This is a genomic window from Stenotrophomonas sp. STEN031, assembly GCF_056759975.1.
The window spans coordinates 1-19,431 of the sequence record NZ_JBRREA010000070.1 but is presented as its reverse complement, the minus strand read 5'-3'; the positions used below and the strand labels follow the sequence as shown (position 1 = coordinate 19,431).

Annotated in this window: 17 protein-coding genes; 8 read left to right on the top strand and 9 right to left on the bottom strand. The window is 64.6% G+C overall.

The window, feature by feature from the left end; genetic code table 11:
- Positions 1–216: 216 nt before the first annotated feature.
- The 4 genes from ACVOLQ_RS19990 to ACVOLQ_RS19975 all read right to left on the bottom strand — a co-directional run bounded on the left by ACVOLQ_RS19990 (position 217) and on the right by ACVOLQ_RS19975 (position 4,414).
- The gene (locus tag ACVOLQ_RS19990) at positions 217–2,337 is read right to left on the bottom strand and encodes a putative bifunctional diguanylate cyclase/phosphodiesterase (protein ID WP_481529094.1); all 2,121 of its coding nucleotides are present in this window, start codon (positions 2,335–2,337) and stop codon (positions 217–219) included.
- A gap of 169 nt (positions 2,338–2,506) precedes the next feature.
- Positions 2,507–3,298 (bottom strand): flagellar biosynthetic protein FliR, encoded by a 792-nt coding sequence (gene fliR / locus ACVOLQ_RS19985; protein WP_481529093.1) that lies wholly within the window; start codon positions 3,296–3,298, stop codon positions 2,507–2,509.
- A 4-nt stretch (positions 3,299–3,302) separates the two neighbouring features.
- Complete coding sequence (locus ACVOLQ_RS19980) at positions 3,303–3,572, bottom strand: flagellar biosynthetic protein FliQ (protein WP_282269983.1); 270 nt, start codon at positions 3,570–3,572, stop codon at positions 3,303–3,305.
- Positions 3,573–3,727: 155 nt separating this feature from the next.
- Complete coding sequence (locus ACVOLQ_RS19975; protein WP_481529092.1) at positions 3,728–4,414, bottom strand: TetR/AcrR family transcriptional regulator; 687 nt, start codon at positions 4,412–4,414, stop codon at positions 3,728–3,730.
- Between the two features lie 110 nt (positions 4,415–4,524).
- Here ACVOLQ_RS19975 and ACVOLQ_RS19970 point away from each other — a divergent pair, with 110 nt between their 5' ends.
- From ACVOLQ_RS19970 to ACVOLQ_RS19945, 6 genes are read left to right on the top strand one after another with little or no spacing between them, the layout of a single operon-like run.
- Entirely contained in the window at positions 4,525–5,523 is a 999-nt protein-coding gene (locus ACVOLQ_RS19970; protein ID WP_481529091.1) for an HlyD family secretion protein, read from the top strand.
- The gene (locus tag ACVOLQ_RS19965) at positions 5,523–7,283 is read left to right on the top strand and encodes an ATP-binding cassette domain-containing protein (RefSeq protein ID WP_481529090.1); all 1,761 of its coding nucleotides are present in this window, start codon (positions 5,523–5,525) and stop codon (positions 7,281–7,283) included. The genes ACVOLQ_RS19970 and ACVOLQ_RS19965 overlap by 1 nt, the downstream gene beginning before the upstream one ends.
- Entirely contained in the window at positions 7,283–8,404 is a 1,122-nt protein-coding gene (locus tag ACVOLQ_RS19960) for an ABC transporter permease (RefSeq protein WP_481529089.1), read from the top strand. Before ACVOLQ_RS19965 ends, ACVOLQ_RS19960 begins: the two co-directional genes overlap by 1 nt.
- A 2-nt stretch (positions 8,405–8,406) precedes the next feature.
- Complete coding sequence (locus ACVOLQ_RS19955; protein ID WP_481529088.1) at positions 8,407–9,117, top strand: ABC transporter permease; 711 nt, start codon at positions 8,407–8,409, stop codon at positions 9,115–9,117.
- Positions 9,118–9,122: 5 nt separating this feature from the next.
- Positions 9,123–9,584, top strand: a complete 462-nt coding sequence (locus ACVOLQ_RS19950) for an ABC transporter permease (protein WP_481529087.1) — start codon at positions 9,123–9,125, stop codon at positions 9,582–9,584.
- A 10-nt stretch (positions 9,585–9,594) separates the two neighbouring features.
- Positions 9,595–11,091 carry an efflux transporter outer membrane subunit gene (locus tag ACVOLQ_RS19945; RefSeq protein WP_481529086.1) on the top strand — a complete coding sequence of 499 codons (1,497 nt, stop codon included), beginning with the start codon at positions 9,595–9,597 and terminating at the stop codon, positions 11,089–11,091.
- Positions 11,092–11,183: 92 nt separating this feature from the next.
- On the opposite strand, the gene ACVOLQ_RS19940 is transcribed toward ACVOLQ_RS19945, so the two are convergent.
- Complete coding sequence (locus ACVOLQ_RS19940) at positions 11,184–12,452, bottom strand: amino acid permease (protein ID WP_481529085.1); 1,269 nt, start codon at positions 12,450–12,452, stop codon at positions 11,184–11,186.
- A 218-nt stretch (positions 12,453–12,670) separates the two neighbouring features.
- On the opposite strand from ACVOLQ_RS19940, the gene ACVOLQ_RS19935 reads away from it, so the two are divergent.
- Together ACVOLQ_RS19935 and ACVOLQ_RS19930 are read left to right on the top strand one after the other, a co-directional pair.
- Entirely contained in the window at positions 12,671–14,488 is a 1,818-nt protein-coding gene (locus ACVOLQ_RS19935; RefSeq protein ID WP_481529084.1) for a DUF885 domain-containing protein, read from the top strand.
- A 655-nt stretch (positions 14,489–15,143) separates the two neighbouring features.
- Entirely contained in the window at positions 15,144–16,301 is a 1,158-nt protein-coding gene (locus ACVOLQ_RS19930; RefSeq protein ID WP_481529083.1) for a metallophosphoesterase, read from the top strand.
- A 137-nt stretch (positions 16,302–16,438) separates the two neighbouring features.
- Here ACVOLQ_RS19930 and ACVOLQ_RS19925 read toward each other — a convergent pair whose 3' ends face one another.
- The 4 genes from ACVOLQ_RS19925 to ACVOLQ_RS19910 all read right to left on the bottom strand — a co-directional run bounded on the left by ACVOLQ_RS19925 (position 16,439) and on the right by ACVOLQ_RS19910 (position 19,202).
- Positions 16,439–16,948 carry an MgtC/SapB family protein gene (locus tag ACVOLQ_RS19925; RefSeq protein ID WP_313171836.1) on the bottom strand — a complete coding sequence of 170 codons (510 nt, stop codon included), beginning with the start codon at positions 16,946–16,948 and terminating at the stop codon, positions 16,439–16,441.
- A 192-nt stretch (positions 16,949–17,140) separates the two neighbouring features.
- Positions 17,141–17,839: an acireductone synthase gene (gene mtnC / locus ACVOLQ_RS19920; protein ID WP_481529082.1), complete on the bottom strand. Its 699-nt coding sequence runs from the start codon at positions 17,837–17,839 to the stop codon at positions 17,141–17,143.
- Positions 17,840–17,970: 131 nt separating this feature from the next.
- The gene (locus ACVOLQ_RS19915; protein WP_481529081.1) at positions 17,971–18,525 is read right to left on the bottom strand and encodes a 1,2-dihydroxy-3-keto-5-methylthiopentene dioxygenase; all 555 of its coding nucleotides are present in this window, start codon (positions 18,523–18,525) and stop codon (positions 17,971–17,973) included.
- A gap of 29 nt (positions 18,526–18,554) precedes the next feature.
- Positions 18,555–19,202, bottom strand: coding sequence for a methylthioribulose 1-phosphate dehydratase (locus ACVOLQ_RS19910; protein WP_481529080.1), 648 nt, complete (start codon positions 19,200–19,202; stop codon positions 18,555–18,557).
- Positions 19,203–19,431: the final 229 nt, after the last annotated feature.

The window sequence follows — 19,431 nt, the reverse complement described above, 5'->3', positions numbered from 1 at the left end:
ATGTAGTGCCGTGCAATCCTCGGCATAGGCCATGCAATCTACCCAAGTGTAGTGCCGAGCCTTGCTCGGCAATGGTCCTAACAAGCAACCCAAAGGTAGTGCCGAGCCATGCTCGGCAAGGGCTCTGCCGGTGAAGCCCCTAGCCGAGCATGGCTCGGCACTACAGGTTCGGGTTTATGGGGAATGCCTTTGCCGAGCATGGCTCGGCACTACGGCCTATTCCTGGCTGGCGTTGAACGAGGCCAGTCGTGCTTCCAGCGCCGCATGCTGGGCATCGCCACCGTGCAGGCGCATGAAATTCTCCGCGCTGACCGGGCGGCCCAGCAGATAACCCTGCAGATGGTCACAGCCCAGCCGTTCCACATAGGCGCGTTGGCCCTGGGTCTCGATGCCTTCGGCAACGATCTCCATGTTCAGTGCGTGGCCGAGTGCGACGATCGCAGAAACGATGACCACGTCTTCGTCGCTTTCTTCCAACGCCAATACAAAAGCGCGGTCGATCTTGATCTCCGTGGCAGGCAGTCGCTTCAGGTGCAGCAGGCTGGACACGCCGATGCCGAAGTCATCAATCGATATGCCGACGCCCAGCCCGGCTACGCTGCGCAGCACCGAAATGGCGTTGTCGGTGTCGCGCATCACCGCCCCTTCGCTGATCTCAAGGATCAGGCGCGAGGGTTCCAGTTCGTTGCGGTCCAACGCGGAGCGCACGTCATCGATCAGTTTCGGCGAGCCCAGTTGGCGCCCCGACAGATTGACCGCCACCCGCCATTCGGCGTTGCCGGCGTCCTGCCAGCAACGCATCTGCCGGCAGGCCTCATCCAGTACCCAGTTGCCGATTACGTCCATCAGCCCGCTCTGCTCGGTGAGACGGATGATGCGTTCTGCCGGGATGAACCCGTGTTCGGGATGGCGCCAGCGGATCAGGGCCTCGGCGCCACTGATGCGGCCGCTGTCGGCATGCACGCGGGGCTGGTAATGCAGCGACAGCTGCGGTGTGCCCAAGGCCTTGCGCAGGTCGTCGAGCAGGCGCCGGTCCTGCTCGACGTTGTCATTCATCCAGTCGGCGAACACCGCGTGTGTGTTGCGCCCGGATTGTTTTGCGTACGCCATGGCGGTCTCGGCCATCGCGATCAACTGCGCGGCGGAGTTGCCTGCCTGCGGGTACTGGGCGATGCCCAGGCTGGCGGTGATGCGCAGTTCGCGGCCGCCAACCCGAACCGAGTTGACAGCCAGGATGATGCGCTCGGCCAGCGCGTCCAACTCTTCGGTCTGGCGCAGTTGGCTGGCGATGACGAACTGGTCGCCACCCAGGCGTCCGACCAGGTCTTCGGCAGGAAGCAGCTGGCGCAGGCGTTCGCCGATATCGACCAGGGCGTCGTCGCCGGTCTGCGAGCCAAAGGCGCCGTTGATATGGCGGAAGCCATCCAGGTCGATGGACATCACCGCGAACGGCTGGCCTGCCGGCAGCAGCTGTTCGATACGCTCATGCGAGAGCTGGCGGTTGGGCAGGCGGGTCAGTGAGTCGTGCTGGCTGGCATGGAACAACTCCTTGCGGGCATCGTCCAGCGAGGCCGACAGCATCGAGTTTCGCAGGTGCAGCAAGCGCGCCTGCATGCGCTGTTCGAACAGGGAGATGGTGAGCACCACACCCATCACGCCAACGGTCAGCAGCACCACGCAGGCGGCCAGCCATTCGGTGGGTACGCCGCCGGTGGTGGCGGCAGTGCAGACGGAGTTGGCCGGGAAGCGCGCCGCCGCCATGCCGGTATAGTGCATGCCGACGATGGCCAGGCCCATCACCGCGGCGGCGATCAGCCTTGGCGGTAGGGCGTGCTCAGCGGTGCGCAGGCGGAACGCGATGTACAGCGCGCTCCATGAGGCACCGACCGCGATCACGATGGAAAGGGCGAACCAGACCCGGTCGTAATCGATGTCCGGATTCATCTTCAGTGCGGACATGCCGACGTAATGCATCCAGGCGATGCCCAGGCCCATCAGTAGCGCACCCAGGGCCAGGCGCAGGTGCGGCAGGGTCGGTCGCGAGACCAGCCACAAGGCGAATATCGAGGCAGCCACCGCTACCAGCAGCGATTCCACCGTCAGCCACAGGTCGTAGCCCAGTGGAATGGGCAGGCGGAAGGCCAGCATGCCGACAAAATGCATCGACCAGATGCCTGCGCCCATGGCGACGCCGCCGGCCAGCAGCCAGCGGGCCGCTGCGCGGCGCGGCTGTGAGGCGGATACCCGCGAGGCCATATCCAGCGCTGTGAACGAGGCCAGGATCGCCACCAGGATCGACAGCACGACAAACAACGGGTTGTAGCTGCCAACGAGCATCAAACCCCTCCCTAAGGTTGTCGCGCCGCGGTCGCGGGAGCGAAATCTCGTAGCCGGTACCACAATCCCCTGCAGTCCGTGCTGTACCCGGACTATCCACGGCTATAAGGAAACCAGCAATAGGTCCTTCAGGCAATGTGAAAGCAAAAAACGAGAGCTGTGTAGGGCGTCACATTGTCACTTGTCGTGCCGTATCGAAAGCGGTGTCGAACAGGCGCTGTACCGGCGGCCCCATTTCCCCGGCCAACAGGGTGAGCAGGGACAGGCCGAGCAGCAGTGCCACCGGCAGACCCAGCTGCATCGGGTTCAATGCCGGTGCCGCGCGGGCAAGGACGCCAAAGGCCAGGTTGATCGCCAGCATCGCCACCACCAGGGGCAGTGCCAGCGACAGCGCGCCCCGGAAAATCTGCAGGGCCAGGGTGGGGGCCAGGGCAGCGACCGCATGGGCATCGGGCAGGGCGGTGCCGATGGGCAGCGCCTTGTAGCTGTCCACCAGCAATGAGATCAGTGCCAGATGACCATTGCTGGTGAAAAACAGCAGGCCGAACATCAGGTAGAACCATTGCCCGATCACGCCGGAGCTGCCGCCGCGCATCGGGTCGGCCATCTGCGCGAAGGCCAGGCCGGTGCTCTGCGCGATCATTTCGCCGGCCATGGCGCCGGCTTCGAAGATCAGCCGCAGCAGGAAGCCGATGCTGACCCCCACGGCTACCTCGCGCAGGATGCTGAGCACGGTCATCGAGTCAAAGCCGTTGAAGATAGGCACCGGCGGCAGGACCGGGGACAGTGCCACGGACAGTGCCACCGCCAGCAGTGCCCGCACCCGCGCCGGTACCGCACGGGTGCCGATCATCGGCATGGCCATCAGCATCGCGCCAATGCGCAGCATGATCCACAGGGTGTTGCCGATGATGGCAAACGCCTGTTGGCCGTCGATGACTGTCTGGGTGACCGAATCCATCGCGCTAACCGATCAGGTGCGGAATGCGCTGGAACAACATGACGGTGAATTCGACCAGGTGACCCAGCAGCAGGCTGCCCAGCGCAAACAACGCCGCGGTCAGGGCCGCGGCCTTGGCGACAAAGGCAATGGTCGGCTCGTTGATCTGGGTAGCGGCCTGGATGACGCCGACCACCACGCCGACGACCAGCACGACAAGTAGCAAGGGACCGGCGATCCACAAGGTGGCAACCAGGCCGCCGCGGAGTTCGGTAAGGGCAAGTTCGGGACTCATGCCGGAGCAGATGCAAGAGCGGTGCCACAGCGTTGGCGGCGGGTTTTTGGCGGGGGGCACCCCAAACCTGACTTGTGGGAGCGGCGTAAGCCGCGAAGCTGATGTTCGATCAGATCGTAGCCAAGCCGGTGACTAACTTATCTCGGCTTCGCGACTTACGCCGCTCCCACATCCACAGCCGTAGGCTTGCTGCGGTAGTCCGCGCCGACCGCCTGCAGGCCGGCGATCGCAAAGCGGTGCAGATGCTCGAGCAGCGGCTGCGATGGGCCTTGCACCACTGCCTGCAGCGGGCCTGGCACGCCACGACCGACCACGATCAACATCATGCACGGCGCGGCGACGCTCAGCAGGCAGCGCAGCAGGGCCGGCTCGTTGGCGGGGATGCCGGCGATCTCACTAAGAATCTGCGCAACCTCCATCATCTTCGGCGGAACCGCTTCTTCCATCAGCACCTGCAGGTGCGAGGAGGGGGCCAGCAGTTCGCGTGCCAGCACGCGCGGTGCCCAGGCCTCGGGTTGCTGGGCGCGCTGGACCAGACCAGCGAGCAATTCATATAGACGCTGTTCCGCGCTCATCGCGCTGCCGGCGATGCGCTGCAGGTCATCAAGATCAAGCAGCTGCCGGTGGGCTTCGAGCAGCACCGCCTGGTACAGGCCGTTGCGGCTACCAAAGTGGTAGTTGATGGATGCCAGGTCGGCAGCGGCCTGCTGGGCCACCGCCTTGCTGGTGGTTTCGGCAAAGCCCTGTTGCGAGAACAGTTGGCTGGCCGCCTCCAGCAGGCGGGCGCGGGTGGCGTCGCCGTCGGTGCGTGGTCCGCGGGGGGTGGTTTTCTGTGTGCTCATTGCGTGGCAAGTTTAGCCTGCTTCATCGCCCCGGCCGGCATTACTTTAAATTAAATTTAATTTGAACTAGGCTGTTCGGCAGATCCAGTCCTGCTTGCGGAAGCGTCCTGATGAAGAAGCCTGTTCTTGTCGTGGTAGCCGCCGTTGTGTTGTTGGTCGTGCTGCTGCTGTGGTGGAGCAGCCGGGACAAGCCGGCTGGCAATGGCCTGCAGTTGCAGGGCAATGTGGACATCCGCCAGGTGTCGCTTGCCTTCGATGGCAGTGGCCGTGTGCAGGAAGTGCCGGTAGAGGAAGGCGACACGGTCAAGGCCGGCGATGTGCTGGCGACGCTCGACACCCGCACCTTGCAACTGCAGGCAGACCAAGCCAAGGCACATATCGAGACGCAGCGGCAGACAGTGGCGCGCCTGCACAACGGCGCGCGGCCGCAGGAAGTCGTGCAGGCCAGGAGCCAGCTGGCCGCAGCGCAGGCCGATGCAGCGCGTGCAGCGCAGGACCTGCAGCGCTTGCAGGGCGTGGCCAGCGCGACGGACGGTCGTGGTGTAAGTGCGCAGGAAATGGACCGCGCGCGTAGCGTGGCGAAAGTGGCGGCAGCGACTGCCGAACTGCAGCAACAGGCATTGGCGCTGGTGCAGCAAGGCCCGCGCAAGGAAGACATCGCGGCAGCCGAGGCGCAACTGCGGGCGGCCGATGCCCAGCTCGCCTTGCTGCAACACCAGATCGCGCAAGGCCAGCTGAAGGCGCCGGTGGCAGCGGTGGTGCGCTCGCGGCTGGTGGAAGTCGGCGACATGGCCGGTCCGCAACGCGCGGCGTTCGCGCTGGCGTTGACGCAGCCGAAGTGGGTGCGGGTTTTTGCCAGCGAGACCGAGCTCGGTCGTATCCGCAGTGGCCAGCTCGCGCAGGTGACGAGCGATAGCCACCCCGACAAGCCGGTGGCGGGCAAAGTCGGCTTCATCTCCTCGGTGGCCGAGTTCACCCCGAAGTCCGTACAGACCGAAGAGCTGCGCACCAGCCTGGTCTACGAGGTGCGCGTGGTGGTCGAGGATCCGCAGGATCAGCTGCGTCTGGGTCAGCCGGTGAGCGTGCGCCTGCAGGAAGCGGCACGCTGATGGAAGCGGCCACTGCCACGGTTGTCGCGGTCGACCTGCGCAAGTGTTTCCCGGCCGCCGATGGCGGGCAGATGGAGGCGCTGGCGGGGGTTTCCCTGAGCATGCGCAAGGGCGAGTTGACCGCGCTGGTTGGGCCGGATGGAGCCGGCAAGACCACCTTTTTGCGCATGGTTGCCGGTTTGCTGCGCGCCGATTCTGGCCAGCTGCAGGTGCTGGGCCATGACGTGGCAAGCCAGCTGCAGCAGGTGCAGGACTGCATCAGCTACATGCCGCAGCGCTTTGGCCTGTATGAAGACCTCAGCGTGCAGGAGAACCTGGATCTGTACGCGGATCTGCATGGTGTGCCTGCGGACGAACGCCATGCGCGCTTCGAACGCCTGCTGCAGATGACCGACCTGGCTGCATTCAGGCAACGCCCGGCCGGCAAGTTGTCAGGTGGCATGAAGCAGAAGCTGGGCCTGGCCTGCACCCTGGTGCGTTCACCGCAGTTGTTGCTGCTGGACGAGCCCAGCGTCGGCGTGGACCCGCTGTCGCGGCGCGAACTGTGGAAGATCATCCAGCAGCTGGTGCAGGAGGAGCAGCTCAGCGTGCTGGTCAGCACCGCTTACATGGACGAGGCTGAGCGCTGCGAGCAGATCTTCGTGTTGCATCAGGGGCGCTTGTTGGCGCAAGGCAATCCCGGCGCGCTGACCGACAAGGCACAGGGCCTGACCTGGGCGGTAGCGCCCGCGCCGACGCGGCAGCCGCGCGACCTGCAGGCGCAGCTGATCGACGATACCCGGCACGTGCTGGATGCGGTGCCGCGTGCCGGTTCCGTGCGTTTCATCCTGCAGCCTGGTGTGGCGCCGTCGGATATCGCTGCAGTGCTGCAAGGCGAGCAGCCGAGCCGACGACCGGCGGAGCTGGAAGACGCCTTCATGATGCTGCTGCGCGCGCAGGAGACGCCCGCATCGCTGCCGGCGGCCGAAGTCACAGCAAGCAAGATCCCCCAGGATGATGCGCCGGTCATCGTGGTGCGCGACCTGGTGCGTCGCTTCGGTGATTTCACCGCGGTGGCCAGCACCAGTTTCGATGTGCACCGCGGCGAGATCTTTGGCCTGCTCGGCCCCAATGGTGCCGGCAAGACCACTACCTTCCGCATGCTCTGCGGTCTGTTGCCGGCCAGCAGCGGGCATCTGGAAGTGGCTGGTCTGAATCTGCGCACTGCCCGAGCCCAGGCCCGCGCACGCATCGGCTATGTCTCACAGAAATTCGCGCTGTACGCCAATCTGAGTGTGCGTGAGAACCTGGAGTTCTTCGGTGGTGCCTATGGTCTTGGCGGCACGCAACTGCGCGAGCGTGTTGCCGATGCCATCAAACGTTTCGACCTGCAGGCGGATGCCCGCAGTGGCGACTTGCCGGCAGGCTACAAACAGCGACTGGCAATGGCGGTGGGCTTGCTGCATGCGCCGGAGATCCTGTTCCTGGATGAACCGACCAGTGGCATTGATCCACTGGCGCGGCGCGCCTTCTGGCGCACCATCACCGCGCTGGCGCAGCAGGGCGTGACCATCATCGTCACCACCCATTTCATGGAGGAAGCGGAATACTGCGATCGCATCGCCATCCAGGACGCGGGCGAACTACTCGCCCTGGGAACGCCGCAGCAGGTGCGTGAGCAGGCCGGCGCTGACGGCATCGACATGAATGCCGCCTTCATTGGCATCGTCGAGCAGGGCCGCGCGCAGCGCAGTGCCGCTGCCGGTGGCAAGGCTGCGTGATGTCCGGCTTCCTGTCCCGCCTATCGGCGCTGGTGCGCAAGGAGACCCGGCAGATGCTGCGTGAACGCAGCAGTCTTGCGGTGGGCCTGTTGTTGCCGGCGGCCTTGATCCTGCTGTTTGGCTACGGTTTGTCGTTCGATGTCAGCCACGCACCGGTAGCGGTAGTGCTGGATGAGCGCTCGCCGACCACGCAGTCGCTGGTTGCCGGGCTGCAGGGCTCGCCGTATCTGGCGCCGGTGCAGGTCGGCGACATGACGGCCGCGGTGGCCTTGATGCGGCAAGGCAAGGTTGGCGGCATCGTGCATGTGCCGGTGGATTTCAGCCGGCGCCGGGCTGAGGGCAGTGCGCAAGTGCAGCTGATCCTCAATGGCGTGGATGCCAACACCGCGCGTACGCTGGAAGGCTATGTGGGCGGTGCGCTGGCGACGCAGCTGCAAACCACGCTTGACAGGCAAGCCGGCAGCAGTTCGGGTGGCGGCGTCAGTGTTGTCCAGCGCATGTGGTTCAACGAGGCAAGCACCAGCACCTGGTACCTGGTGCCGGGTTTGATCGTTCTGGTGATGACCTTGATCGGTGCCTTCCTGACCTCGCTGCTGGTCGCGCGCGAATGGGAGCGCGGCACCTTGGAAGCACTGTTCGTCACACCGGTGCGACCGACCGAACTGGTGCTGGCAAAGCTGCTGCCATATCTGGGTATCGGCGCGATCAATCTGGCGATCTGCCTGCTGACTGCACGCTTTCTGTTCGAGGTGCCGATGCGCGGCTCGTTGCTGGCGATCGTGGTCAGCTCGCTGCTCTACCTGACGGTGTCGTTGCTGCTGGGGTTGTTCATTTCGGCGCTGACCCGCAACCAGTTCCAGGCCAGCCAGGTAGCACTGCTGACCAGTTTCATGCCAGCGATGATGCTGTCCGGCTTCGTATTCGATCTGCGCAACATGCCAGTCGCGGTGCAGGTCATCAGCCAGCTGCTGCCGGCCACGCATTTCATGGGGCTGATCAAGTCGCTGTTCCTGACCGGCGATAACTGGCCGCTGTTCCTGCAGAAGTCGGCCATCCTGTTGCTGTACGCACTGTTGTTGTTTGCGGGTACCCGCTCCAAGCTGCGCAAGAGGCTGGTGTAGGCATGGAAGCTATCGCGATCTATTTCAGGCGCATTGCCTTCCTGTGCAGGAAAGAGCTGATCACCCTGCTGAAAGAGCCTTCCAGTCGCGCCATGCTGTTCATGCCAGCGCTGATGCAGGCGTTGTTGTTTGGCTACGGTGCGACCTTCGATCTGCGCCATGTGCCGTATGCGGTGCTCGACCTCAGTGGCGGACAGGTGTCGAGCGAGCTGCTTTCGCGGATGGATGGCGCGGGCATGTTCGAGCGCACGGCAACGTTGGCTTCATCGGCGCAGATTGCTGGCGTGATCGACGCCAATGAAGTGTTGCTGGTGATCAGCATTCCAGCTGATTTCGAGCAGCGACTGGCCGCTGGGCAGAGTGCACCGTTGCAGTTGATCATGGATGGCCGCAACTCCACCACCGCGGGTGCCGCTGCCGGTTACATCGGTTCCATCGTCGCCGATTTCAATCGGGAACGGATCAATCGGGACCAATCCAGTCGAACGCAGTTGAACCAGATGGACGCCGCCGGTGGACAGGCGGTGCAGCTGGTCACACGCAGTTGGTACAACCCGAACCTGGAGTCGCGTTGGCAGCTGATGCCAGCGTTGATCGCCGCGCTGAGCATGTTGCAGACCTTGTTGATCGCCGCCTTGTCGGTGGCGCGCGAACGCGAACAGGGCACCTTCGATAACAGGGCACCTTCGATCAATTGCTGGTCACTCCGCTGACGCCGATGCAGATCCTGATCGGCAAGGCCTTGCCGTCGATTCTGGTGGGGCTGGTGCAGTCCACCATCATCCTGTTGATCATCCGTTTCTGGTTCCAGATCCCGATGGCCGGCTCGGTGGGCGTGTTGTACCTGGCGCTGGCGGTGTTCACGGTGGCCTCGGTAGGTATCGGCCTGTCGATCTCGGCGGTGGCCGCCAACATGCAGCAGGCGATGCTTTACACCTTCCTGTTGATCATGCCGTTGATGCTGTTGTCGGGCTTGATGACGCCGGTGGCCAATATGCCCAAGGTGCTGCAGGTGGCGACCTATGCCAACCCGCTGCGTTTTGGCATCGATCTGGTGCGACGGGTCTATCTGGAAGGGGCGGGCCTGCAGGACGTGGGCTTCAACTTCATCCCCATGCTGGCGGTGGCGGCGATCACCCTGCCGTTGGCGGCGTGGTTGTTCCGTAATCGGCTTACCTAGGACGCGATCCATGTTTCCCCAATTCCGCTCACTGTTGAACGTGCCGCTGCTGCTGTCGCCGCTTGCTGCAGGCCTGATGCTCGGCGGCTGCGCGGTCGGGCCGGACTTCGTGCGTCCGGACACGGCCGCCCCTGCCGACTGGACGCAGTGGCGGGGCGGTGACGCGTCACTAAATGCCGACGTCGGTACGCAGGCGCTGCGGCCGGAGTGGTGGACGCAGCTGTCCGACCCGACCCTGGATGAACTGCAACAACGGGCCTTGGAGGCGAACCCGGACCTGCGCACGGCTGCCTTGCACTTCGCCCAGGCGCGGGTGCAGCGGCGCACGATTGCCGCGCAGCGCGGTGTCGACGTGAACGCATCGGCCGGTGTCAATCGCCAGCGCCAAAGCGAGAACGGCGCGGGTACGCGCATGCTCGACCTCCTCAGTAATGACAGTGACGCACTGAAACAGCTGCTGGCCGAGCCATTCAATCTGTATCAGGCCGGCTTCGATGCGTCCTGGGAACTGGACCTGTGGGGCAGGGTGCGGCGTTCGATCGAGGCGGCCGATGCCAGTGTGGCGCAGCAGGCCGCGTTGTTGGATCTGGCCAGGCTGAGCGTCAGCAGCGAAGTGGCACGCAGCTACGTGCAGTTACGTGCTGCACAGCGCCAGATCGAGCTGGCACACGAGGACATTGCCGCATTGGAAGAGCGCCTGTCGTTGCTGCAGGCACGGGTCGACGGCGGCCTGCAGGATCATCTGGACCTGGACCGTCAGCAGGCCGATCTGGCGGCGTTACGCGCGCGCTTGCCCGGCCTGCTGGCCGAGGAAGCCGGCAGCAGCAACCAGCTTGCGCTATTGCTCGGCGAACACCCCGGTGCATTGCGCAGCCAGCTTGCAGCGCCAATGGTCGCGGCCAGCGACGCACTGCCGGATCTGTCGCTGGGCTTGCCATCGGAAGTGGCGCAGCGGCGTCCGGATATACGCGCGGCGCAGGCACGCCTGCAGCAGGCCACGGCCAACATCGGTGTTGCCCAGGCGGATCTGTATCCCAGCATCCGGCTTGGTGCGAAGTTCGGCTACGAGTCGTATCTGTCCGGTGAGTTCTCGGACTGGGGCAGCCGCACCTGGTCGATCGGCCCGGTGCTGAACCTGCCACTGTTCGACCACGGCCGACGCAAGAGTGTGGTGCAGCTGCGTGAACTGGAACAGCAGGAAGCCGCTGTGGCCTACCAGAAAACCGCGCTGCAGGCCTGGCAGGAAATCGACAATGCCTTGAACGGCTACGCCGCCGCCCAACAGCAACGCGCGCAGCTGCGTGTGCGCGAGCAGGCCACGGCGGATGCCTACAAGATCGCCCAGGCGCGGCACGATGCCGGCCTGATCGACTTCCTGGCGGTGCTGGACGCACGCAGAGGCTATCTGCAGACGCGGCGTGACCTGGTGGATAGCGAGGCACTGCTGCGCAGCCAGTTCATCGCGGTCAACAAGGCCTTGGGCAATGCGCCACCCGCGCGTGAGTGAGCAAGGGTCAAGAGGTTTTTGGCACTGCCAGCTTCGCGGCTTGTGCCGCTCCCACCGGCGAACAGCAGGCAGCACTCACGGCACGCCAGTACTCAGCGACGGCGCAACCAGAAGTAGATCGGCAGGCCGGCTACGATCAGTGCCACGCCCCACAACAAGGCCTCGCTGCCGATGCCGGCAATCGCGTACAGGCTGAAGAGCAATGCACCGGCAGCGGCGATGCGTGAAGCAATGCCGCTGCCGCGCCACAACCATGCAGCTGCACCAGCCAGGTAGGGCAGCAGGGTGGCAGCGGTGGACAGCAGCACCGAGAACTTGAACAGGTCCACCAGCGAGCGGTTGTAGTTGCAGATCACCAGCACGGTGGCCAGCAGGCAGCTGACGATGACGCCGAAGACCGGCGCACCGCGCTTGTTCTCGTGGGCAAAAGCGCGCGGCAGCACGCCGTCGCGGGCGGCGGCCATAGGCAGTTGTGCCGCCAGCAGCGTCCAGCCATTCAGTGCGCCCACGCAGGAGATGGCCATCACCACGGCCAGCAGCATGCCGGCGGTCGGCCCCCACAACGCGGCGGCGGCATCGGCCATTGGTGCGCTGGAACTGGCCAGCACATCGGCGGGCAGCAGTCCCAGTACGGTGGTGCAAGCCAGCACGGTTGCGATGCCAGCGATGGCGGTGCCGGCGACCGTGGCACGGGCGACGGTGCGCGGCGCGTCATGGACCGACTCGGCCGGGACCGTGGCGGCCTCCAGACCGATCATCGCCCACAGGGTCAGCGCCACGGTGGCGGCGGCAACGCTGCCCAAGGATTCGCCGGAAGGGTTGAAGGGTACGTAGTTGCTGGTATCCACCAGCCACAACGCGACCAGGCCGAACATCAGCAAGGGGACGACTTTCAATACCGTGGTTGCCAGTTGCAGGCGTCCGGCTTCGCGCACACCTATCAGGTTGACGCCAGCGCACAGCCACAGGGCGACCAGACCGCAGGCTGCAGCACGTACCGGGGTCGCGGTCAGGGCGGGAAAGATGGCACCGATGCTGCCGGCGAAGGCCACCGCAATAGCAGCAATCGCACACCACATTGAGATCCAGTAGCTCCACGCGACCAGAAAGCCGGGCAGCTCGCCAAAGGCGTTGCGGGCGAACACGTAAGGACCGCCGGTCTGCGGCCAGCGCTTGGCAAGCTGGGCAAAGGTGATCGCCAGCAGCAGCGCGCCGCACAGGGTGATGCTCCAACCGATCAGCGTTGCGGCGCCGTAGGGGGCGAGGGTGGCGGGCAACAGGAAGGTGCCCGAGCCGATCATGCTGCCCACAACCAGGGCGGTGGCGGACCAGAAGCCCAACGGGCGACGCGAAGTAGTCATAAATACAGCAACGGCAAAGGCTCGCGCCGGAGTACGGATGCCCCGGTAGAGCGTGAGGGAGGTGGCAGGCGCCGGTGGCGACCGCAGCAGGGTGGGGATTATGACGGTTTGCAGCCCCGACCGCGATGTGAAACCTGCCGGCAATGACCTTTGGCCCTTCCGGCAAGGCACGCCAGCGCTGACGCTGGCGGCCTTGTTCCCTGTTCTGGAAACCCCCGATGACCGTTCGACCGCTGGCGCTTGCCGTCTCGTTCTCCCTGGCCACCGTGCTGGCCGCCTGTTCACCGTCATCGCAGCCAGCGGCGGGTGACAGCAGTGCGCAGGCACCGCAGGCCGACAAGGCCGCGCAGCTGAACCAGCTGTACGCCGACTATTGGGAAGGCGTGCTCAAGCTGAACCCGCTGCAGGCCACCTTCCAGGGTGACAACCGCTACAACGACCAGCTGCCGGACTTCGGCTCGGCCGAGTTCCGCAAGCAGAGCCATGACTTCACCCAGGAGTGGCTGGACAAGGTGCAGAAGATCGGCGACGCCGGCCTGGCCGGGCAGGACCTGCTCAGCTACCGCATCTTCGTCGAGGAGCAGCAGCAGTCGCTGGAAGGGGAGAAGTTCCCGGGCTGGATGATGCCGGTCAACCAGATGGGCTCCACCGTCAGCTATGCGGTGATGCTGGGGTCGGGCCAGGTGGCGCAGCCGTTCAAGACGGTCAAGGACTACGACAACTGGTTGGCGCGTGCGGCGCGCATCCCGGTGCTGCTGGCGACCGAGAACGCCAATATGCGCGAAGGCATGAAGGCCGGCGTGGTGCAGCCGCGCGTGCTGATGGAAAAGGTGGTGCCGCAGTTCGACGACATCATCACCGCCAAGGCCGAGGACAGCCAGTTCTGGGGCCCGATCAAGCAGATGCCGGCCGACTTCTCGCAGGCCGACAAGGACCGCCTGACCGAGGCCTTCCGCACGCTGATCAACGACACGTTGATGCCGGCGATCAAGCAGCAGCGTGACTTCATCGCCAACGACTACCTGCCGGCCACCCGCGACACCGTGGGCCTGGATTCGCTGCCCGACGGCAAGGCCTGGTATGCCTTCAACGCCAAGCAGAGCACCACCACCGCGCAGACCCCGGAGCAGATCCACGAGATCGGCCTGAAGGAAGTGGAGCGCATCCACGGTGAAATCCAGAAGGTGATGGCCGAGGTGGGCTTCAAGGGCTCGCTGCAGGACTTCTTCACCTTCATGCAGAAGGACAAGCAGTTCGAGTTCAAGTCCGAGGCGGAACTGCTGGAGCATTACCGTGGGCTTGAGGCCAAGATCAATGCCAATGTGCCCAAGCTGTTCTCGCTGACCCCGAAGGCCGGTTTCGAAATCCGCCCGATCGAGGCGTTCCGCGCCAAGTCGGCTGCCGGTGGCGAGTACATGCAGCCCAGCGAAGACGGCACCCGTCCGGGCATCTTCTACGTGAACACCTACGACCTGCCGACGCGCAAGACCTGGGATGCCGAAGACCTGTTCCTGCATGAAGCCATCCCGGGCCATCACTTCCAGCTGGCGTTGCAGCAGGAACTGAAGGGCGTGCCGGCGTTCCGTCGTTTCGGCGGCGAGACCGCCTTCATCGAAGGCTGGGGCCTGTATGCCGAGAGCCTGGGCAAGGACCTGGGCGTCTACACCGACCCGTACAGCTACTTCGGCCGCCTGCAGGGTGAGCTGTGGCGTGCGGTGCGCCTGGTGGTGGATACCGGCCTGCACTCCAAGGGCTGGACCCGCCAGCAGGTGCTGGACTACATGTTCGCCAACTCCTCGGTGAGCGAGCCTGATGCCATTGCCGAAGCCGAGCGTTACATCGCCTGGCCGGGCCAAGCACTGGCCTACAAGACCGGTGAGCTGAAGATCCAGGAACTGCGCAAGCGCGCGCAGGACAAGCTGGGCGCGAAGTTCGACATCCGCGAGTTCCACGCCGAAGTGCTGAAGGACGGCTCGGTGCCGCTGGATGTGCTGGACGAAAAGCTCGACGCCTGGATCGCCGAAAAGTCCAAGTAAGCGGCCCCGCCGCCAACAGGTAGTGCCGAGCCATGCTCGGCAATGGCCCAGCCGGCAATGTCTCCGACCTGACACAGGCGGCATTGTCGGTTCTTCCTTGGATTGACCGGGCAAGCCCCTGTCGAGCATGGCGGCGGGTTTCGGTAGTGCCGAGCCATGCTCGGCAATGGCCTTGCCGGCAATGTCTCCGACCTGACACAGGCGGCATTGTCGGTTCTTCCTTGGATTGACCGGGCAAGCCCCTGTCGAGCATGGCGGCGGGTTTCGGTAGTGCCGAGCCATGCTCGGCAATGGCCTTGCCGGCAATGCCTCCGACCTGCCGCGGGCGGCATTGCCGGTTCTGCCTTGGGTAGATCGGGGAAGCCCCTGCCGAGCATGGCTGCGGGTTCTGGTAGTGCCGAGCCATGCTCGGCAAAGGCCTTGGCGGGAATGTCTCGGACCAGCGGCGTGCAGGATTGCCGGTTCTGTCCTGGGTTGACTGGGAAAGCCCCTGCCGAGCATGGCTCGGCACTACATGCAGCAGGTTGGGGTTACGTAGTGTTCCAATGGCAACCCTGCGTTATGCAACCCCGGCGTGGCACAGTGCAGGGCAATCTTCCGAGCCTGTTGGCGGTCTGATCGCGGGCCTGCTTCGCTCATCCACCGCGTACCGCTGATGACTCTTATCGTATCGCTGCTCCTGCCGCTGCTGGCCATCCTGTTCTGGTGGCCGGTCAAACCCCTGTCCACCTCCCAGCGCCGTTGGCGCACCGGCATCAGCCTGGCGTTGGCCTTGATCGGCCTGGGCTTTGCCACGCTATGGCGGCTGGACATCTTCAGCTATTCGGTCGAAGCCTGGATCCAGCTGGTGTTTGGTTGGGTGCTGGTGATGTTCATGCTGGTGCTGGTGTTCGTGCTGCTGCGCGAAGCCGGTTGGCTGCTGTCACGCCTGCTGCCGCGCGCATCACGCATGGCAACGTTTTGGCACGGCGTCGGCTTCAATCAGGGTGCGGCGCTGGTAATCGTGTTGCTGGCCACGCTGGGCATCTACAACGGTCTCAAGCCACCGCAGGTACACGAACGTGATCTTGTCGTGCCGAGCCTGCCAAAGGAGATGGACGGTCTGCGTGTGGCGGTATTGGCCGACCTGCATATCAGTCCGGTCAAACGCGCATGGCGTACCCAGCGCATCGTCGATGCGACCCTGGCGGTCAAACCTAACATGATCGTGTTGCCCGGCGACATGGCCGACGGCGGCCTGGAGGACAGTGGTCGATTTGCCGCGCCGCTGGCGCAGTTGAGGGCGCCTTATGGCGTCTGGTTGGCGCCCGGCAACCATGAGTACTACTACGACTACAGCGCCTGGATGGCGCATTTCCGGCAGATGGGCCTGGGCGTGCTGGAAAACCAGACCGCGCTGCTGAACATCAACGGCCGCACGCTGGCGGTCTCCGGCATCGGTGACCTGGCGGCGCTGAAGCCGAGCTCGTACATGCACGGTGGGCTGGCACCGGACATGGCAGCCGTGGTCGCCGGTGGCCGAGATAGCGACGTCCATATATTGCTGGCCCACCAGCCGAAGCAGGCGCGTGCAGCTGCGGCAACCGGCGCGATCGACCTGCAGGTATCCGGGCATACCCACGGTGGCCACATGTGGGGCTTCGACCGCTGGGTGGTGGCGCCGTTCAACCACGGCTATGTGCGTGGCGAGTACCGGGTGCAGGACATGACCTTGTTCGTCAGCAGCGGCGTCGGCCAGTGGGATGGTTTCACCGCGCGTCTTGGCGTGCCTTCCAGCATCGACGTGCTGGTGCTGCGCAGCCCAGCCAAGTAACCACTCCGTACTTGTGGGAGCGGCGTGAGCCGCGAAGCTGGCGTTGCTCAGCCTGTTGGCAGCTTGGCGATCTGATGATTCGCTTGCTTCGCGGCTTATGCCGCTCCCACAAAAAGCAGGGTCCGACGTCAGTTCGCTCAGGTATCGAGGTCAGCGTCGCTGTCTCCAACATTCCTGCGTTTGTCGGGCATCAGTTTCGGTAGCGTGCTCACGACTGCCAAAGCGGCAATCGTGGTGATGAAGGCCACCATTTCCATGCCCATGCCGGCGGCCATGCCGATGGCGGCCGTCATCCAGATACCAGCCGCGGTGGTCAGGCCCTGGATGCGTTCCTCGTTGTCGAGCTTGAGGATGGCGCCTGCGCCGAGAAAGCCGATGCCAGAGACGATGCCCTGCATCACGCGGGTGACATCGGCGCCCGAAATGCCCATCTGCAAGGGTGCCAGTACGAACAGCGCGGAACCTACCGACACCAGGATATGGGTCTTCAAGCCGGCGGCGCGCCCTTTGCGCTCGCGTTCCAGGCCAAGCAGTCCGCCGAGCACGATGGCGGTGGCCAGCCGCGAGACGATGACGGTCAGTGTGCCCACATCGGGAATGGCAAATTCGGCGGCCAGCGCCTGACCGATTTCTTCGGTGATGCTCATGCGTAGGCGTCCTTGGTTGCGGTCGAAGGGCGGGCGATGGTGGTGATCGTGCGCAGGGATTGCTTTACCGGTAGTGATGCCGATGTGCTGCTGGCGTGAAATCTGCGCCGCCCGGATCAGATCCTTCCGGCCGGCACCACATAAAAAGACGGCCCCTTGTGGGGGCCGTCTTACTGTCTATCGCTCAAGCGATCAAAACGTGATCTGGTCGAAGCGTTCGACCCGGGTGTGGCCGTGGGTGGCTTCGCCGGTGCGCGGCTGCGGGTAGTCGCTGAGACGGTCGACCAGCACGGTCTGCAGGCCGGCTTCACGGGCGGCGTCCAACTCTTCGACCACGTCGGACAGAAACAGGATCTCGGCCGGGGCGATGTTGATGGCCTTGGCGATGTGCGCGTAGCTGGGTGCTTCGCGCTTGCCGCCGACTTCGGTGTCGAAGTTGCCGGAAAACAGGCTGTTCAAGTCACCCGCATCGCTGAAGCCGAAGAACAGCTTCTGCGCCGGCACCGAGCCGGAGGAATACACGTACAGCGGCAAGCCGCTGGCCTGCCAGCCGCGCAGCACGTCAGCGACTTCCGGGTACAGGTGGGCGGTGTAGTCGCCGCTGCGGTAGCCGCTGTCCCACAGCATGCCTTGCAGTGCCTTGAGTGCGGTGTGCTTGCGGTCCTGGTCGATCCAGCCCTGCAGGGTTTCGACGATGACCTCGTCCTGGCAGGCACTGGCGGAAATTTCAGTGGCCACCGCGTCCAGCCACTGGCGGACCTGTGGTTCATTACCGTGGGCCTGGACGAAGCCGGGCAGGGCGTTGCGGGCATACGGGAACAGCACTTCCTTGACGAAGGAGATGCTGGAGGTGGTGCCTTCGATGTCGGTGAGGATGGCTTTGATGGTCATGCGGGTTTTCCTGCATGGTGCTTTTGGGCACGCATGCCTGGTTGACGAGGATTGGGGGAAAGAGCCAAGAGCTGCCCTCACCCCAACCCCTCTCCCGTGGACGGGAGAGGGGCTTCAGGCAAAAGCGGGCTCTATGCCGCGCTGGGCTCGTAGCGCGGGAAGCGCTGGGCGATGTCGGTGCCGGTGAAGTGGCCGACCCAGCCGTCCGGCTCGGTGAAAAAGCGGATGGCGGCAAAGCTGGGTTCCTCACCCATGTCGAACCAGTGGTTGACGCGGTCGGGGACGGCGATCAGGTCGTCCTTGACGCATTCCACCTCATAGACCTTGTCGTCCACGTGCAGGGTGAACAGGCCCGAGCCGGCGACGAAGAAACGCACTTCGTCTTCCTTGTGGTAATGCTCGTCGAGGAACTTCTTGCGGATATCGGCGCGCGCCGGGTTGTCCGGGGCGATCGAGGCCACGTCCACGCTCTTGAAGCCATGCTCGGCCACCAGGCGGTCGATGTCCTCGCGGTAGGCGGTGAACACTTCTTCCTGGCTTGCGCCCGGGGCCACCGGGTGCTTGGCCTGCCAACGTTCAAAGGTGACGCCAATCTTCTTCAGTTCGGCGGCGATGACGGTGCCGTCGCGGCTGTCCAGCAGCGGTGCGTCCGGGGCGGTGTCGTTGAAAATGCGCAGTCGGCTCATGGGGGGACTCGACGTAGTAAGGGAGAAGATCAGGCGTGGCCGCGCAGGCGGCGCAGTTCCAGCTCACAATGCAGCAGGAACTCGAAGGCTTCCAGGTGGCGGCGGGCTTCGGCCATGTCGCGGCCCCAGGCATACAAGCCATGGCCGTCGATCAGGTAGCCCCACATCGGCCCCTTGTCGAGCTCGGCCTCGACCTGGGCGGCCAGCGCGTCCATGTCCTGGGTGTTCGGGAACACCTTCAGGTCGACTGCGGTTTCGTGGGTGGCGTTGCCGTGCAGGGCCTTGAGCAGTTCATAGCCTTCCAGGCGGATATGGCCGTCGCTGCCATACAGGCGCGAGGCGATGGTCTGCATCGGCGAATGCGTATGCAGCACGCAGCCCACTTCCGGGAAGCGAGCGTAGAGCTGGGTGTGCAGCAGGGTCTCGGCGGATGGGCGCAGCGGGCGGCCCACGGCCTTGCCGTCGAAGTCCACCACCATGATGTCGCTTTCGATCAAGCGGCCCTTGTCCTTGCCGGACACGGTGATGGCCGCATGGTTGTCGTCCAGCCGGTGCGAGAAGTTGCTGCTGGTGGCAGGCGTCCAGCCGGCCTGGGCCAGTTCACGGATGTTGTCGATCAGCAGCTGGGCCAGTTCGCTCAGTCGCTGGGCGTCGTAGGGGACAGTAGGCGCGTTCATGCCGCCATTCTACTAAGAACGCCCCAAGGTTCATGCATGTATCCGGATGGAACTGATGTTGGCATGGAATAAGCAGGAAACCGCCAGCCACGGCCCTTAGCCACGTAGCCCGGGTAAGCGAAGCGCACCCGGGGCCTTTCGAGCAGCGCCGTAGCCCGGGTAAGCGAAAGCGCACCCGGGGCCGTCCGCGGATGCCTGTCGCCAAGCTCCCGGGTGCGCTTTGCTTACC

Coding starts and splice junctions, on each gene's coding strand:
- ACVOLQ_RS19990 (WP_481529094.1), bottom strand. CDS start 2,337: ATGCTCGTTGGCAGCTACAACCCGTTGTTTGTCGTGCTGTCGATCCTG.
- fliR (WP_481529093.1), bottom strand. CDS start 3,298: ATGGATTCGGTCACCCAGACAGTCATCGACGGCCAACAGGCGTTTGCC.
- ACVOLQ_RS19980 (WP_282269983.1), bottom strand. CDS start 3,572: ATGAGTCCCGAACTTGCCCTTACCGAACTCCGCGGCGGCCTGGTTGCC.
- ACVOLQ_RS19975 (WP_481529092.1), bottom strand. CDS start 4,414: ATGAGCACACAGAAAACCACCCCCCGCGGACCACGCACCGACGGCGAC.
- ACVOLQ_RS19970 (WP_481529091.1), top strand. CDS start 4,525: ATGAAGAAGCCTGTTCTTGTCGTGGTAGCCGCCGTTGTGTTGTTGGTC.
- ACVOLQ_RS19965 (WP_481529090.1), top strand. CDS start 5,523: ATGGAAGCGGCCACTGCCACGGTTGTCGCGGTCGACCTGCGCAAGTGT.
- ACVOLQ_RS19960 (WP_481529089.1), top strand. CDS start 7,283: ATGTCCGGCTTCCTGTCCCGCCTATCGGCGCTGGTGCGCAAGGAGACC.
- ACVOLQ_RS19955 (WP_481529088.1), top strand. CDS start 8,407: ATGGAAGCTATCGCGATCTATTTCAGGCGCATTGCCTTCCTGTGCAGG.
- ACVOLQ_RS19950 (WP_481529087.1), top strand. CDS start 9,123: ATGCAGATCCTGATCGGCAAGGCCTTGCCGTCGATTCTGGTGGGGCTG.
- ACVOLQ_RS19945 (WP_481529086.1), top strand. CDS start 9,595: ATGTTTCCCCAATTCCGCTCACTGTTGAACGTGCCGCTGCTGCTGTCG.
- ACVOLQ_RS19940 (WP_481529085.1), bottom strand. CDS start 12,452: ATGACTACTTCGCGTCGCCCGTTGGGCTTCTGGTCCGCCACCGCCCTG.
- ACVOLQ_RS19935 (WP_481529084.1), top strand. CDS start 12,671: ATGACCGTTCGACCGCTGGCGCTTGCCGTCTCGTTCTCCCTGGCCACC.
- ACVOLQ_RS19930 (WP_481529083.1), top strand. CDS start 15,144: ATGACTCTTATCGTATCGCTGCTCCTGCCGCTGCTGGCCATCCTGTTC.
- ACVOLQ_RS19925 (WP_313171836.1), bottom strand. CDS start 16,948: ATGAGCATCACCGAAGAAATCGGTCAGGCGCTGGCCGCCGAATTTGCC.
- mtnC (WP_481529082.1), bottom strand. CDS start 17,839: ATGACCATCAAAGCCATCCTCACCGACATCGAAGGCACCACCTCCAGC.
- ACVOLQ_RS19915 (WP_481529081.1), bottom strand. CDS start 18,525: ATGAGCCGACTGCGCATTTTCAACGACACCGCCCCGGACGCACCGCTG.
- ACVOLQ_RS19910 (WP_481529080.1), bottom strand. CDS start 19,202: ATGAACGCGCCTACTGTCCCCTACGACGCCCAGCGACTGAGCGAACTG.